Origin of the sequence: Enterobacter sp. MEB024, from assembly GCF_030209635.1 — a bacterium.
Lineage (GTDB): Bacteria > Pseudomonadota > Gammaproteobacteria > Enterobacterales > Enterobacteriaceae > Enterobacter > Enterobacter ludwigii.
Genome location: NZ_JARVRQ010000007.1, coordinates 48631 through 63123 on the forward strand (window position 1 = coordinate 48631; position 14493 = coordinate 63123).

Here is a 14493-nt window from a genome sequence, read left to right on the forward strand (position 1 = left end):
CAAATTAAATACAAATTATCGGTGTTAGTGAAAATGATCACATAAAGGTATCAGTTAGTCTGTCACAATCGATCCTGAACAATTACCCTTGAGTGTGAGGATCCTGATGAACCTGACGACCCTGACCCATCCCGACGCTGTCTGCGTGCAGGCGCAGTACACCAGTCGTGATGAAGCAATACGCCAGCTCACGATGCGGCTGGTGACGCTCGGCAAAATTACCGATGGCAATGCGTTTTTAACCGAAGTCTTTCATCGGGAATCGCTAGGCCCTACCGCGCTCGGCGAAGGGCTGGCAGTCCCGCATGGTAAATCAGCGGTGGTGAAAGAGGCGGCTTTTGCCGTAGCCACCCTGCGTGAACCGCTGAACTGGGAAGGCGTGGATGGCCCGGAAAATGTCGAACTGATTTTCCTGCTTGCCATTCCGCCGGCTGAAGCTGGCTCAACCCATATCCAGGTGCTGACGGAACTTACTTCTCGTCTGGCGGATGAAACTCTTCGGGCGCGCGTCATGGCGGCTACCACGGCAGCAGCGCTACTCGCCGCGCTGGACGATGCGCCACAGGAAGATGGCGTTGTCGCGTTCGTGGATGCGCCAACCATCGTTTGTGTAACTGCATGCCCCGCCGGCATTGCGCATACCTATATGGCCGCTGAGTATCTGGAAAAAGCGGGGCGTAAGCTTGGCGTAAACGTGGTGGTGGAAAAGCAGGGGGCGAACGGTATCGAAGGGCGGTTGACCGCGCAGCAGTTACGCACTGCGCAGGCCTGTATCATTGCCGCAGAAGTGGCTCTCAAAGAGAGCGAGCGTTTTCAGGGCATCCCGACGCTGTCCGTGCCGGTTGCGGAACCGCTTCGCCATGCCGAAGCGCTTATTAAGCGTGCGTTGGCCTTACCCCCCGCGGGAACGCATCGCCAGGTGCACACCGGCAATGATGTGAGCAAAAGCCTTAAAACGGAGCTTAAGCAGGCCCTGCTCAACGGTATTTCCTTTGCCGTGCCGCTGATTGTGGCGGGAGGCACGGTGCTGGCCGTCGCGGTATTGCTGGCACAGATGTTGGGATTACAGCATCTGTTTGAGCAAGAGAACTCATGGCTGTGGATGTATCGCAAACTCGGCGGGGGGATGTTAGGCACGTTAATGGTGCCGGTGCTGGCCGCGTATACTGCCTACTCGCTGGCAGATAAACCTGCTCTGGCGCCGGGTTTTGCGGCCGGTCTTGCCGCCAATATGATCGGTTCAGGTTTTTTAGGGGCGATTGCAGGTGGCCTGATTGCCGGCTATCTGATGCGCTGGGTGAAAAACCATATCCGTCTGAGTCAGCGTTATAACGGCTTTTTAACCTATTACCTCTACCCGGTGATTGGCGTGCTGGGCGCGGGCAGCCTGATGCTGTTCGTGATCGGCGAGCCGGTCGCGTGGATCAACTCCTCCCTCACGGCATGGCTTAACGGGCTCTCCGGTGCCAATGCGCTGCTACTGGGCACTCTGCTCGGTTTTATGTGCTCGTTCGATTTGGGGGGACCGGTCAACAAAGCGGCCTATGCGTTCTGTCTGGGGGCGATGGCCAACGGCGTTTACGGGCCGTATGCCATTTTTGCTTCCGTCAAAATGGTCTCGGCTTTTACCGTCACGGCTTCAACCATGCTGGCACCGCATCTCTTTAAACCGTTTGAAATCGAAACCGGCAAGTCGACGTGGCTGCTGGGCCTTGCGGGCATCACCGAAGGGGCAATTCCGATGGCCATTGAAGATCCGCTGCGGGTGATTGGCTCGTTTGTTGTTGGCTCGATGGCAACAGGGGCGATTATCGGTGCAATGGGCATCGGGTTGTCTACGCCGGGGGCGGGCATCTTCTCTCTCTTTTTACTGCATGACGCGGGGATGGGTGGCGCGATCGCGGCGGCAGGCTGGTTTGGCGCTGCGCTGGGGGGAACGATGCTCTCTACGCTCATCTTACTGTTCTGGCGACGTCAGGGCGTAAAAAAAGGCAAATACCTGACGGAAGACGTCACGCCATAAATTCATTTACAGGAAACGAAGATGAAAGCTGTATCTCGCGTTCATATCACGCCACATATGCACTGGGACCGTGAGTGGTATTTCACCACCGAAGCGTCGCGGATCCTTTTGGTCAATAACATGGAGGAGATCCTGACCCGTCTGGAGCAGGACGAAGAGTATAAATACTACGTTCTTGATGGACAGACCGCGGTACTGGAGGATTACTTCGCCGTCGTACCGGACAACCGGCCCCGGGTAAAAGCGCTGGTTGAGCGCGGAAAGCTGATTATCGGGCCGTGGTATACCCAGACCGACACCACGATTGTCAGTGGCGAATCGATCGTTCGCAACCTGATGTACGGGATGCGCGACTGCATGGAATTCGGTGAGCCGATGAAAATAGGGTATCTGCCGGATTCGTTTGGCATGTCCGGGCAACTTCCGCATATCTATAACGGCTTTGGTATCACCCGCACGCTGTTCTGGCGCGGATGTTCTGAGCGTCACGGCACCGATAAAACAGAATTTTTATGGCAGAGCGCAGACGGCAGCGAAGTTACGGCGCAGGTACTACCGCTGGGCTACGCGATTGGTAAGTACTTACCGGAGGATGAAGCGGGGCTGCGTAAACGGCTCGATACCTGGCTTACATTGCTGGAGAACGCTTCCGTGACGAAAGAGATTCTGCTGCCTAACGGTCACGACCAGATGCCCCTCCAGCAGAACATTTTCGCGGTGATGGATACCCTTCGAAAGATGTACCCGCAGCGGAAATTTGTGATGAGCCGGTTCGAGGAGGTCTTTGAACATACTGAAGCGCACCGTGACGAACTGGCGACGCTGAAAGGGGAGTTTATCGACGGCAAATACATGCGTGTACACCGGACAATCGGCTCCACACGGATGGACATCAAAATTGCCCACGCCCGCATTGAAAACAAAATCGTGAATATCCTCGAACCGCTGGCGGCGCTCGCCTGGATGCTGGGCTTCGAGTATCACCACGGTTTGCTGGAGAAAATGTGGAAAGAGATCCTCAAGAATCATGCTCACGACAGTATTGGCTGCTGCTGCAGCGACAAAGTGCATCGTGAGATTATGGCCCGGTTTGCGCTCGCTGAAGACATGGCCGATAACCTCACGCGTTTCTCGATGCGCAAGATTGTCGACAATATGCCGCAAAGCGAGGCCGACAAGCTGGTGATGTTCAATCTGATGCCCTGGCCCCGTGAAGAGGTGATTAACACCACCCTTCGTCTGCGCGCGAGCCAGTTCCGGTTGCGGGATGATAAAGGCAATGAGATCCCCTGTTTTATTCGCCGCGCCCGGGAAATAGACCCGGGGCTGATTGACCGGCAAATCGTGCACTATGGTAATTACGATCCGTTTATGGAATTTGATATCCAAATCTGTCAGATCCTGCCCGCGATGGGATACCGCACGCTTTACATCGAGCCCCAGGCTTCTGAAAAGAGGCTGCCCGCGAGGGCAAAAACGGATGCTCTGCTGGAAAACGCCTTCTGGCAAATTGATATAAATGACGATGGCACGCTGCGCCTGCGTGATAAAGAATCCGGACTTATTTATGACCGCGTACTGGAAATTGAAGAGGGGTCGGATGATGGCGATGAGTACGACTACTCGCCTTCCCGGGAAGAGTGGCGGCTCACTTCAGCGCACGGGCAGCATCATGTTGAGGTGATACAGGAAGCCTGGCAGAGCAGGGCGGTGATCCAGCATCGCATCGCCGTTCCGGCAAACCTGGCCGAGCGGTCGGCCCGCCTGCGCAATGGCGCTCTTGCGGTGGAATTTGAGGTCACTCTCAGCCATAACAGCAGGCGTGTAGATGTTGTGGCGCGTCTGGATAATCAGGCTGACGATCACCGGGTCCGCGTGCTTATCCCGACGCCGTTTATGACGGAGCAGGTACTGTCAGATACGCAGTTTGGCTCCATAACGCGCCCGGTTCGCGATGACGCGATGGCTAACTGGCAAGAAGAGGGCTGGAAAGAGGCACCGGTTCCCGTCTGGAATTTACTTAACTACGCCGTGCTGCAGCAGGAACGAAACGGGATCGCCCTGTTCACAGAAGGGTTACGCGAATTTGAAGTGGTGGGGGAGGCGGAAAAAGCGTTTGCTCTGACCCTTTTACGCGGTGTGGGCGTGTTGGGAAAGGAAGATTTACTGTTGCGCCCGGGCCGACCGTCCGGCATAAAAATGGCCGTTCCGGACTCGCAGCTTCGGGGCCGGCTCGATTGCCGTTTTAGCCTTCTGAGTTTTAGCGGCTCTCCCGAGAACGCCGGCGTTGCTCAGCAGGCGAAAGCGTGGCTTACCCCCGTCCAGTGTTATAACAAAATCCCCTGGGATGCCATGAAGCTTAACCGTGCGCCGTTCAGCACGCCGGACAGATACAGCCTGCTGACCCTTTCGCCGACAGGCTGTGTTATGAGCGCGATAAAAAAGGCGGAGGATCGGGACGCGCTTATCCTTCGTCTGTTCAATCCGTCGGAATCTGTGTCCTGTGATGCCTCTTTATCGTGGAATCAGGCGCTTAAAGGCTGTTGCGAGACGAATTTAAATGAACAGGTACTGGCAGGCAGGGGAGAAGAAAAGGGCATTACGGGCCTGTTCAGGCCTGGGCAATCGCGGACTTTTAGCCTGAAAACGGAAAGGTAGCGTCTGAAGTGAACAAAAGGCTGCGCGCAGGGCAGCCTTTTTTATTGAATAGTCACATTGTGGTGTTAATTTTAAGCGTGTCGCAGGTAAAATAAATGTAATTATCTGCGGCTATCGTCGCACAATGGAAAAAAAACGCGCTGACGACTACCTTTATACGTTAACGCGAATGTAAAGATGCGTTGTTCTTCAGCGTTAAAATAAATCACGTCTGTTTATATTCTTTCTTGCTTTTGATAACTCCAAATATCTCGTCGTACACATAGCATTAACAAGGTTTTTACCATTCTCACCACATTTAAACATGGTTAACAGAAACGGTGCTTTTTGATTTAAATCAAAGTTTAATCCTTGGAAAAAGGTGTCGAAAGGCGGTAAATTGTCCCCGATCAAAATGGCTGAAAAGTGGTAATTTTGCTATAAATTGATCGCCGTCGAAAAACGTAAATGTGATTCAATAAAAACCTGTTTATTGTAAGGGTTTTGCAGCGTATTATATTTGCGGGATCAATTTGAGTTTTTTATTAACGTATTTGTAACCTATCGTCATTGCTTTTATCCTTTCTCAGGCTAAGCGCGACGACATGGATGCGAATAATTTGTATTGGGGCATGTGTGTGAATCCTTTTCTAACGGGGTTCACTCTCGGAGTCTTCATGCGATGAGCAAGGAGTCATGATGTTAGATATAGTCGAACTGTCGCGCTTACAGTTTGCCTTGACCGCGATGTACCACTTCCTGTTTGTGCCACTAACGCTCGGTATGGCGTTCCTGCTGGCCATCATGGAAACGGTCTACGTCCTCTCCGGCAAACAGATTTATAAAGATATGACCAAGTTCTGGGGCAAGTTGTTTGGTATCAACTTTGCACTGGGCGTGGCTACCGGTTTGACCATGGAGTTCCAGTTCGGGACTAACTGGTCTTACTATTCTCACTACGTTGGGGATATCTTCGGTGCGCCGCTGGCCATTGAAGGTCTGATGGCCTTCTTCCTCGAATCCACCTTTGTAGGTCTGTTCTTCTTCGGTTGGGACCGTCTGGGCAAAGTCCAGCATATGGCGGTGACCTGGCTGGTGGCACTCGGTTCGAACCTGTCCGCACTGTGGATCCTGGTCGCGAACGGCTGGATGCAGAACCCTATCGCGTCTGATTTCAACTTCGAAACCATGCGTATGGAGATGGTCAGCTTTGCCGAGCTGGTGCTGAACCCGGTCGCACAGGTTAAATTCGTTCACACCGTGGCGTCTGGCTATGTGTGCGGCGCGATGTTTGTACTGGGCATCAGCTCTTACTACATGCTGCGTGGTCGTGACTTCGCGTTTGCTAAGCGCTCCTTTGCTATCGCTGCAAGCTTCGGTATGGCTGCAATCCTCTCTGTTATCGTGCTGGGTGATGAATCCGGTTACGAAATGGGTGACGTGCAGAAAACCAAACTGGCCGCAATCGAAGCCGAATGGGAAACCCAACCCGCGCCTGCTGCCTTTACTCTGTTCGGTGTTCCCGACCAGGATGCACAGGAAAACCGCTTCGCCATTCAAATTCCTTACGCGCTCGGCATCATTGCCACCCGCTCCGTCGACAAGCAGGTGACGGGTCTGAAAGAGCTGATGGTGCAGCATGAAGGCCGTATTCGTAACGGTATGAAAGCCTACGCGCTGCTGGAGCAGCTGCGTGCGGGTTCTACCGACCAGGCCGTGCGTGACCAGTTCAACGATGTGAAGAAAGATCTGGGTTACGGTCTGCTGCTGAAACGCTATACCCCGAACGTCTCCGACGCGACGGAAGCGCAAATCCAGATGGCGACCAAAGACTCCATTCCACGCGTTGCGCCACTGTACTTCGCATTCCGTATCATGGTGGGCTGCGGCATCATCATGCTGCTGATCATTGCGGCGTCCTTCTGGTCCGTGATTCGTAACCGCATCGGTGAGAAAAAATGGCTGCTGCGTACCGCGCTGTATGGTATTCCACTTCCGTGGATTGCTATCGAATCCGGCTGGTTTGTAGCGGAATATGGCCGTCAGCCATGGGCGATCGGTGAGGTGCTGCCAACGGCGGTAGCGAACTCCTCTCTGACTGCAGGCGATCTGATCTTCTCCATGCTGCTGATTTGTGGTCTGTACACCCTGTTCCTGGTGGCTGAACTGTTCCTGATGTTCAAGTTCGCGCGCCTTGGCCCAAGCAGCCTGAAAACCGGTCGCTATCACTACGAGCAGTCCGGTGCGACTACTCAGCCGGCACGCTAAGACAGGAGTCATCAAATGATCGATTATGAAGTATTGCGTTTTATCTGGTGGCTGCTGGTCGGTATTCTGCTGATCGGTTTCGCAGTCACTGACGGTTTCGACATGGGGGTGGGGATGCTCACCCGTTTCCTCGGTCGTAATGACACCGAGCGTCGAATCATGATTAACTCCATCGCCCCGCACTGGGACGGTAACCAGGTGTGGCTGATCACCGCAGGCGGCGCGCTGTTCGCTGCCTGGCCGATGGTCTACGCGGCTGCGTTCTCCGGTTTCTATGTGGCGATGATTCTGGTGCTGGCTTCTTTATTCTTCCGTCCGGTTGGTTTCGACTACCGTTCCAAGATTGAAGACACCCGCTGGCGCAACATGTGGGACTGGGGCATCTTCATTGGTAGCTTCGTTCCACCGCTGGTGATTGGCGTGGCGTTCGGTAACCTGCTGCAGGGTGTACCGTTCCACATCGATGAATACATGCGTCTTTACTACACCGGTAACTTCTTCCAGCTGCTGAATCCGTTTGGTCTCCTGGCAGGCGTGGTGAGTGTGGCAATGATCATTACTCAGGGTGCGACCTATCTGCAGATGCGTACCGTAGGTGAACTGCATCTTCGCTCTCGTGCAACGGCGCAGGTTGCTGCGCTTATTACCCTGGTGTGCTTCGCACTGGCCGGCGTATGGGTGATGTACGGTATCGACGGTTATGTCATTACGTCTGCAATTAACCACACGGCACCGTCTAACCCGCTGACGAAAGAAGTGGCACGTCAGGCTGGCGCGTGGCTGGTGAACTTCAATAATATGCCTGTTCTGTGGGCTATTCCGGCTCTGGGTGTGTTGCTGCCGCTGCTGACGATACTGACGTCACGTCTGGAAAAAGGTGCCCTGGCATTTGTATTTTCCTCACTGACGCTGGCGTGCATTATTCTGACTGCAGGTATCGCGATGTTCCCATTCGTCATGCCGTCCAGCACGATGATGAATGCAAGCCTGACCATGTGGGATGCAACGTCCAGCCAGCTGACGCTTAACCTGATGACGTATGTTGCTTGCGTGTTCGTACCGATTATCCTGCTGTACACCGCCTGGTGTTACTGGAAAATGTTCGGTCGTATCACGAAAGAAGATATTGAAAGCAACACTCATTCTCTGTACTAAGTAAGGAGCTGAATATGTGGTATTTCGCATGGATTTTAGGGACGCTTCTTGCCTGTGCATTTGGTGTCATTACTGCCCTGGCGCTTGAGCACGTCGAAGCGTCTAAAGCAGGTGAAGACAAACACTAATGAACATTATCGCGACGCTTTACGCGGTAATGGATAAGCGCCCGTTAAGGGCGCTTTCTTTAGTGATGGCATTACTGCTGGCAGGTTGTATCTTCTGGGACCCTTCGCGCTTTGCAGCGAAGACCAGCGAGCTTGAGATCTGGCACGGCTTCCTCATTATGTGGGCGGTGTGCGCAGGTGTGATCCACGGCGTAGGCTTTCGTCCGAAAGCGCTGCACTGGCAGGGGATTTTCTGCCCACTTATCGCCGATCTGGTGCTTCTCGCTGGCTTGATTTTCTTCTTCTTCTGAATAAGAAATGTCCGTTAATGATATGGGCTTACCCTGGCCCATAAAAATTTACTCTCCGTTTACTTTCTCCCATTCCAAACCATCTTTCCCGCGCGTATAGTAGCGAAGTTTAAAAGCTCTAACTTTTGTTGCATTACCGGGATGTAAAGTGAATACAACGCTGTTTCGATGGCCGGTTCGTGTCTATTACGAAGATACCGATGCCGGGGGTGTGGTTTACCACGCCAGCTACGTTGCTTTTTATGAACGGGCACGCACAGAGATGCTGCGCCATCATCACTTTAGTCAACAGGAGCTGTTGGCTGAGCGAGTTGCCTTCGTGGTTCGCAAGATGACGCTTGAGTATTTTGCGCCTGCCAGACTCGACGATATGCTCGAAGTCCAAACTGAAATTACATCAATGCGCGGAACCTCAATGGTTTTCACGCAGCGGATAGTCAATGCAGAAAATACGGTACTGAACTCAGCTGAAGTCCTGATCGTCTGTGTTGATCCAACCATAATGAAGCCTCGTGCGCTTCCTAAGTCTATTGTCGCGGAGTTTAAGCAGTGACTGACATGAATATCCTTGATTTGTTCCTGAAGGCAAGCCTTCTGGTTAAACTTATCATGTTGATTTTGATTGGTTTTTCAATCGCATCCTGGGCCATCATCATCCAGAGAACGCGTATCCTCAATGCGGCTGGCCGTGAAGCAGAAGCGTTTGAAGATAAGTTCTGGTCGGGTATTGAGCTTTCTCGTCTGTATCAGGAAAGCCAGGGACGCCGTGATAACCTCGTAGGCTCCGAACAGATTTTCTATAGCGGATTCAAAGAGTTTGCTCGTTTGCATCGCGCAAACAGCCACGCGCCTGAAGCGGTTGTGGAAGGTGCCTCGCGTGCGATGCGTATCTCCATGAATCGCGAGCTGGAAAACCTTGAAACGCATATTCCTTTCCTGGGAACCGTTGGTTCCATCAGCCCGTATATCGGTCTGTTTGGTACGGTCTGGGGGATTATGCACGCCTTTATCGCCCTGGGGGCGGTGAAGCAGGCGACGTTGCAGATGGTTGCCCCGGGTATTGCAGAAGCACTGATTGCGACCGCTATCGGTCTGTTTGCGGCGATCCCGGCGGTTATGGCTTACAACCGTCTGAACCAGCGCGTGAATAAACTGGAACTGAACTACGACAACTTTATGGAAGAGTTCACCGCGATTCTGCACCGTCAGGCGTTTACCAGTACCGAGAGTAACAAGGGGTAAACCATGGCCAGATCGCGTGGACGAAATCGTCGCGAGCTCAAGTCCGAAATCAATATCGTTCCACTGCTGGACGTTCTGTTGGTACTGCTGCTGATCTTCATGGCGACAGCACCCATCATTACCCAGAGCGTGGAGGTTGATCTGCCGGATGCGACAGAATCACAGGCGGTAAGCACCAATGACGATCCTCCGGTCATCATTGAGGTTTCCGGTGTAGGGCAATACAGCGTAGTGGTAGAAAAAGATCGTATGGATCAACTGCCACCTGAGCAGGTTATTGCTGAAGCGCAGCGACGCCTGGAGTCAAATCCGAAAACGGTCTTCTTAATCGGTGGCGCGAAAGACGTACCATACGATGAAATTATTAAAGCGCTGAACTTGCTACATAGCGCGGGCGTTAAGTCAGTTGGCTTAATGACTCAGCCTATTTGATCATCTGCGTAGTTTTTGGGAACCGATAGTGTCAAAGGCAACCGAACAGAACGACAAGCTTAAGCGAGCGATAATCGTCTCCGCAGTGCTGCACGTTATTCTTTTTGCAGTGCTGATCTGGAGTTCGTTCGACGAGCACATTGATGCATCATCGGGCGGCGGTGGAGGCTCTTCCATTGACGCCGTCATGGTGGATCCCGGTGCGGTAGTGCAGAACTATAACCGCGAGCAACAGCAGAAGGCGAGCGCAAAACGGGCTGAAGAGCAGCGTGAAAAACAGGCGCAACAGCAAGCGGAAGAACTGCGTGAAAAGCAGGCCGCTGAGCAGGAGCGACTGAAGCAGCTTGAGAAAGAACGTTTGCAGGCGCAGGAAGCGGCGAAAGAGCAGGCGGAACAGCAGAAGCAAGCTGAAGAGGCCGCGAAGAAAGCTCAGGAACAGCAGAAGCAGGCGGAAGAGGCGGCAGCCAAAGCCGCGGCGGACGCGAAAGCACAAGCTGATGCCCAGGCAAAATTAGCGGCGGAAGCGGCGAAGAAAGCCGCAGCCGATGCTCAGAAGAAAGCTGAAGCCGAAGCGGCGAAGAAAGCCGCTGCTGATGCTCAGAAGAAAGCTGAAGCGGAAGCGGCAAAAAAAGCTGCTGCTGATGCTCAGAAAAAAGCTGAAGCGGAAGCCGCGAAGAAAGCTGCTCAGGAAGCAGAGAAGAAAGCTGCTGCCGATGCTGCGAAGAAAGCGGCTGCTGCCGAGAAGGCTGCAGCAGAAAAAGCGGCCGCTGCTGAAAAAGCCGCAGCAGAGAAGAAAGCCGCCGCCGAGAAAGCGGCTGCTGACAAAAAAGCTGCAGCAGAAAAAGCCGCTGCCGATAAGAAAGCTGCTGCAGAGAAAGCCGCCGCCAAAAAAGCGGCCGCCGCTGAGAAAGCCGCGGATGCCGCTGGCGTTGACGATCTCCTGGGCGACCTGAGTTCTGGTAAGAATGCGCCGAAAGCGGGCGGTGGTGCGAAAGGCAGTGGTCAGCCCTCTAAAGACAGTGGTACTTCTGGTGCCAATGGTGGGGCGACGGGTGCTGATATCAGCGCTTATGCTAAGCAAATTCAGGTTGCGATTCAGAACCGCCTGTTTGATGCAAGCATCTATCAGGGCAAACAATGTGTACTGCATATCAACCTTGCGCCAGATGGTAGGTTGAAAAGCGTGACCTCTGAAGGGGGCGATCCTGCGCTTTGTCAGGCAGCATTGGCCGCTGCAAGGTCGGCGAACATTCCTAAACCGCCTAGTGAGGCTGTTTATGAACGGATAAAAGATGCCAAACTGGACTTTAAACTGTAATCGACTGTCCTTACGGAAGTATGAAAAACAGTCTATTGTCCTAACGAGTGTTTAGTAGTTTTGTCTATTTGGGTTTGTTAACATTCTGCTAAATTATCGTGGGTAAGGTTACCCGGATAAGGGAGATATGATGAAGCAGGCATTACGTGTAGCATTTGGTTTTTTAATGCTGTGGGCAGCAGTACTGCACGCAGAAGTACGTATCGAGATCACCCAGGGGGTGGATTCGGCACGCCCAATCGGTGTTGTTCCGTTCCAGTGGGCCGGACCTGGCGCTGCGCCTGAAGATGCCGGTGGCATCGTTGCGGCTGACCTGCGTAACAGCGGTAAATTCAACCCATTAGATCGTTCTCGTCTGCCTCAGCAGCCGGGCAGCGCGCAGGAAGTACAGCCTGCTGCATGGTCTGCACTCGGTATCGATGCTGTCGTTGTTGGTCAGGTTACACCTAACCCGGACGGCTCTTACAACGTTGCCTGGCAGCTGGTTGATACCGGCGGTGCACCGGGTACCGTTCTGGCACAGAACTCTTACAAGGTCACTAAACAGTACCTGCGCTACGCGGCACACGCTGCCAGCGATGCGGTATTTGAAAAACTGACCGGCATTAAAGGTGCGTTCCGTACCCGTATTGCTTATGTGGTACAGACCAATGGCGGTCAGTTCCCGTATGAGCTGCGCGTATCTGACTACGATGGTTACAATCAGTTCCTGGTGAAACGTTCTTCTCAGCCGCTGATGTCTCCAGCCTGGTCTCCGGACGGTTCTAAACTGGCTTATGTTACCTTCGAAAGCGGTCGTTCAGCGCTGGTTATCCAGACGCTGGCTAACGGTGCTGTTCGCCAGGTTGCGTCGTTCCCTCGTCACAACGGTGCGCCTTCGTTCTCTCCGGACGGTACCAAACTGGCGTTTGCGCTCTCTAAAACCGGTAGCCTGAACCTGTACGTGATGGACATTGGCTCTGGTCAAATTCGCCAGGTGACCGATGGTCGCAGCAACAACACCGAACCGTCCTGGTTCCCGGACAGCCAGAACCTGGCATTTACGTCTGACCAGGCAGGTCGTCCACAAATCTATAAAGTGAACGTCAACGGCGGTGCTCCACAGCGTATTACCTGGGAAGGTTCGCAGAACCAAAACGCGGACGTGAGCAGCGACGGTAAATTTATGGTAATGGTCAGCTCCAACGGTGGGCAGCAGCACATTGCCAAACAAGATCTGGTAGCGGGTGGCGTTCAAGTTCTGTCGTCAACGTTCCTGGATGAAACGCCAAGTCTGGCACCTAACGGCACTATGGTAATCTACAGCTCTTCTCAGGGGATGGGATCTGTGCTGAATCTGGTTTCTACAGATGGGCGTTTCAAAGCGCGTATTCCGGCAACTGATGGACAGGTAAAATCACCTGCCTGGTCGCCGTATCTGTAAATAATAATTAATTGATTACTAAAGGAATCATAGAAATGCAACTGAACAAAGTGCTGAAGGGGCTGATGATCGCTCTGCCTGTAATGGCAATCGCAGCGTGTTCTTCTAACAAGAATGCAAGCAATGACCAGAGCGGCGAAGGCATGATGGGTGCCGGTACCGGTATGGACGCGAATGGCAATGGCAACATGTCTTCTGAAGAGCAAGCGCGTCTTCAGATGCAGCAGCTGCAGCAGAACAACATCGTTTACTTCGATCTGGATAAATACGACATCCGTTCTGACTTCGCTGCGATGCTGGATGCTCACGCTAACTTCCTGCGTAGCAACCCGTCTTACAAAGTCACCGTAGAAGGTCACGCGGACGAACGTGGTACTCCAGAGTACAACATCTCCCTGGGTGAACGTCGTGCTAACGCCGTTAAAATGTACCTGCAGGGTAAAGGCGTTTCTGCTGACCAGATCTCCATCGTTTCTTACGGTAAAGAAAAACCTGCAGTACTGGGTCACGACGAAGCGGCTTACTCCAAAAACCGTCGTGCCGTACTGGTTTACTAAGAGAATTGCATGAGCAGTAACTTCAGACATCATCTGTTGAGTCTGTCGTTACTGGTTGGAATAGCGGCCCCCTGGGCCGCTTTTGCTCAGGCACCAATCAGTAGTGTCGGCTCAGGCTCGGTAGAAGACCGGGTCACTCAACTCGAGCGTATTTCTAACGCTCACAGTCAGCTTTTAACCCAACTCCAGCAACAACTTTCCGACAACCAAAACGATATTGATTCTCTCCGTGGTCAGATTCAGGAAAGCCAGTATCAGCTTAACCAGGTTGTGGAACGTCAGAAGCAAATCTTGCTGCAGATGGATAGTCTCAGCAGCGGTGGCGCAGCTGCGCAGCCAGCTGCAGGCGATCAGAGCGGTGCGGCGACGTCGACCCCTGCTCCTGCGGCAGATGCTTCGGCCTCGACGGGAGCGCCTGTTCAGAGCGGTGACGCGAATACGGACTACAACGCGGCCATTGCCCTGGTACAGGATCAATCTCGTCAGGATGACGCTATCGTTGCGTTTCAGAACTTTGTGAAGAAATACCCTGATTCTACTTATCTGCCAAATGCAAATTATTGGCTGGGTCAGCTGAATTACAACAAGGGTAAAAAGGACGATGCGGCGTTTTATTTTGCCTCAGTGGTGAAAAATTACCCGAAATCGCCAAAAGCGCCTGATGCGATGTTTAAAGTCGGTGTCATCATGCAGGACAAAGGTGACACTGCGAAAGCGAAAGCGGTTTATCAGCAGGTGGTTGCTAAATTCCCTGGCACCGAAGGTGCGAAGCAGGCGCAAAAACGTCTGAATTCGATGGGATGATTATCGCATGACCAGAAATCGCGTTATTTCTGGTCGTGCAGCATGATTCGTAAGCAGTTAAGTGATCTTCATCGAAATTTTTGTTGCGCTGAATTCTTAAATCAGTAATATATGCCGCCGTTGCCACGGGATATCAAACAACGTGAAAACAGCGTAAAAGTGGGTCGTTAGCTCAGTTGGTAGAGCAGTTGACTTTTAATCAATTGGTCGCAGGTT

The 14493-nt window shown here is 52.9% G+C and carries 13 protein-coding genes; all 13 read left to right on the forward strand.

Features of this window, described 5'->3' with window-relative positions; genetic code table 11:
• Positions 1-106: 106 nt before the first annotated feature.
• The 13 genes from mngA to cpoB all read left to right on the forward strand — a co-directional run bounded on the left by mngA (position 107) and on the right by cpoB (position 14277).
• Positions 107-2023 (forward strand): PTS 2-O-a-mannosyl-D-glycerate transporter subunit IIABC, encoded by a 1917-nt coding sequence (gene mngA / locus QRN24_RS14420; protein WP_284942832.1) that lies wholly within the window; start codon positions 107-109, stop codon positions 2021-2023.
• Positions 2024-2044: 21 nt separating this feature from the next.
• Complete coding sequence (gene mngB / locus QRN24_RS14425) at positions 2045-4681, forward strand: mannosylglycerate hydrolase (RefSeq protein ID WP_284942833.1); 2637 nt, start codon at positions 2045-2047, stop codon at positions 4679-4681.
• Positions 4682-5359: 678 nt separating this feature from the next.
• Positions 5360-6928, forward strand: a complete 1569-nt coding sequence (gene cydA, locus QRN24_RS14430; RefSeq protein ID WP_020884962.1) for a cytochrome ubiquinol oxidase subunit I — start codon at positions 5360-5362, stop codon at positions 6926-6928.
• 15 nt (positions 6929-6943) lie between these two features.
• Positions 6944-8083 (forward strand): cytochrome d ubiquinol oxidase subunit II, encoded by a 1140-nt coding sequence (cydB, locus tag QRN24_RS14435; RefSeq protein WP_014169180.1) that lies wholly within the window; start codon positions 6944-6946, stop codon positions 8081-8083.
• Between the two features lie 14 nt (positions 8084-8097).
• The gene (cydX, locus tag QRN24_RS14440) at positions 8098-8211 is read left to right on the forward strand and encodes a cytochrome bd-I oxidase subunit CydX (protein ID WP_014169181.1); all 114 of its coding nucleotides are present in this window, start codon (positions 8098-8100) and stop codon (positions 8209-8211) included.
• A complete protein-coding gene (gene ybgE / locus QRN24_RS14445; protein WP_020884961.1) occupies positions 8211-8501 on the forward strand; it encodes a cyd operon protein YbgE in 291 nt (96 codons plus the stop codon). The genes cydX and ybgE overlap by 1 nt, the downstream gene beginning before the upstream one ends.
• 148 nt (positions 8502-8649) lie before the next feature.
• Positions 8650-9054 carry a tol-pal system-associated acyl-CoA thioesterase gene (ybgC, locus tag QRN24_RS14450; RefSeq protein ID WP_014169183.1) on the forward strand — a complete coding sequence of 135 codons (405 nt, stop codon included), beginning with the start codon at positions 8650-8652 and terminating at the stop codon, positions 9052-9054.
• Positions 9051-9743: a Tol-Pal system protein TolQ gene (gene tolQ, locus QRN24_RS14455; RefSeq protein ID WP_014169184.1), complete on the forward strand. Its 693-nt coding sequence runs from the start codon at positions 9051-9053 to the stop codon at positions 9741-9743. The genes ybgC and tolQ overlap by 4 nt, the downstream gene beginning before the upstream one ends.
• Before the next feature lie 3 nt (positions 9744-9746).
• Complete coding sequence (tolR, locus tag QRN24_RS14460) at positions 9747-10175, forward strand: colicin uptake protein TolR (protein WP_014169185.1); 429 nt, start codon at positions 9747-9749, stop codon at positions 10173-10175.
• Positions 10176-10203: 28 nt separating this feature from the next.
• Positions 10204-11493 (forward strand): cell envelope integrity protein TolA, encoded by a 1290-nt coding sequence (gene tolA, locus QRN24_RS14465; protein WP_014169186.1) that lies wholly within the window; start codon positions 10204-10206, stop codon positions 11491-11493.
• A gap of 130 nt (positions 11494-11623) precedes the next feature.
• Positions 11624-12916: a Tol-Pal system beta propeller repeat protein TolB gene (gene tolB, locus QRN24_RS14470; RefSeq protein WP_025204648.1), complete on the forward strand. Its 1293-nt coding sequence runs from the start codon at positions 11624-11626 to the stop codon at positions 12914-12916.
• Positions 12917-12951: 35 nt separating this feature from the next.
• A complete protein-coding gene (pal, locus tag QRN24_RS14475) occupies positions 12952-13473 on the forward strand; it encodes a peptidoglycan-associated lipoprotein Pal (protein ID WP_003858578.1) in 522 nt (173 codons plus the stop codon).
• A 9-nt stretch (positions 13474-13482) separates the two neighbouring features.
• Complete coding sequence (cpoB, locus tag QRN24_RS14480; RefSeq protein WP_014169189.1) at positions 13483-14277, forward strand: cell division protein CpoB; 795 nt, start codon at positions 13483-13485, stop codon at positions 14275-14277.
• The last annotated feature ends 216 nt before the right edge of the window (positions 14278-14493 follow it).

Excerpts from the sequence above, each read along its gene's own strand:
- mngA (WP_284942832.1), top strand. The coding sequence starts at position 107 with ATGAACCTGACGACCCTGACCCATCCCGACGCTGTCTGCGTGCAGGCG.
- mngB (WP_284942833.1), top strand. The coding sequence starts at position 2,045 with ATGAAAGCTGTATCTCGCGTTCATATCACGCCACATATGCACTGGGAC.
- cydA (WP_020884962.1), top strand. The coding sequence starts at position 5,360 with ATGTTAGATATAGTCGAACTGTCGCGCTTACAGTTTGCCTTGACCGCG.
- cydB (WP_014169180.1), top strand. The coding sequence starts at position 6,944 with ATGATCGATTATGAAGTATTGCGTTTTATCTGGTGGCTGCTGGTCGGT.
- cydX (WP_014169181.1), top strand. The coding sequence starts at position 8,098 with ATGTGGTATTTCGCATGGATTTTAGGGACGCTTCTTGCCTGTGCATTT.
- ybgE (WP_020884961.1), top strand. The coding sequence starts at position 8,211 with ATGAACATTATCGCGACGCTTTACGCGGTAATGGATAAGCGCCCGTTA.
- tolR (WP_014169185.1), top strand. The coding sequence starts at position 9,747 with ATGGCCAGATCGCGTGGACGAAATCGTCGCGAGCTCAAGTCCGAAATC.
- tolB (WP_025204648.1), top strand. The coding sequence starts at position 11,624 with ATGAAGCAGGCATTACGTGTAGCATTTGGTTTTTTAATGCTGTGGGCA.
- pal (WP_003858578.1), top strand. The coding sequence starts at position 12,952 with ATGCAACTGAACAAAGTGCTGAAGGGGCTGATGATCGCTCTGCCTGTA.
- cpoB (WP_014169189.1), top strand. The coding sequence starts at position 13,483 with ATGAGCAGTAACTTCAGACATCATCTGTTGAGTCTGTCGTTACTGGTT.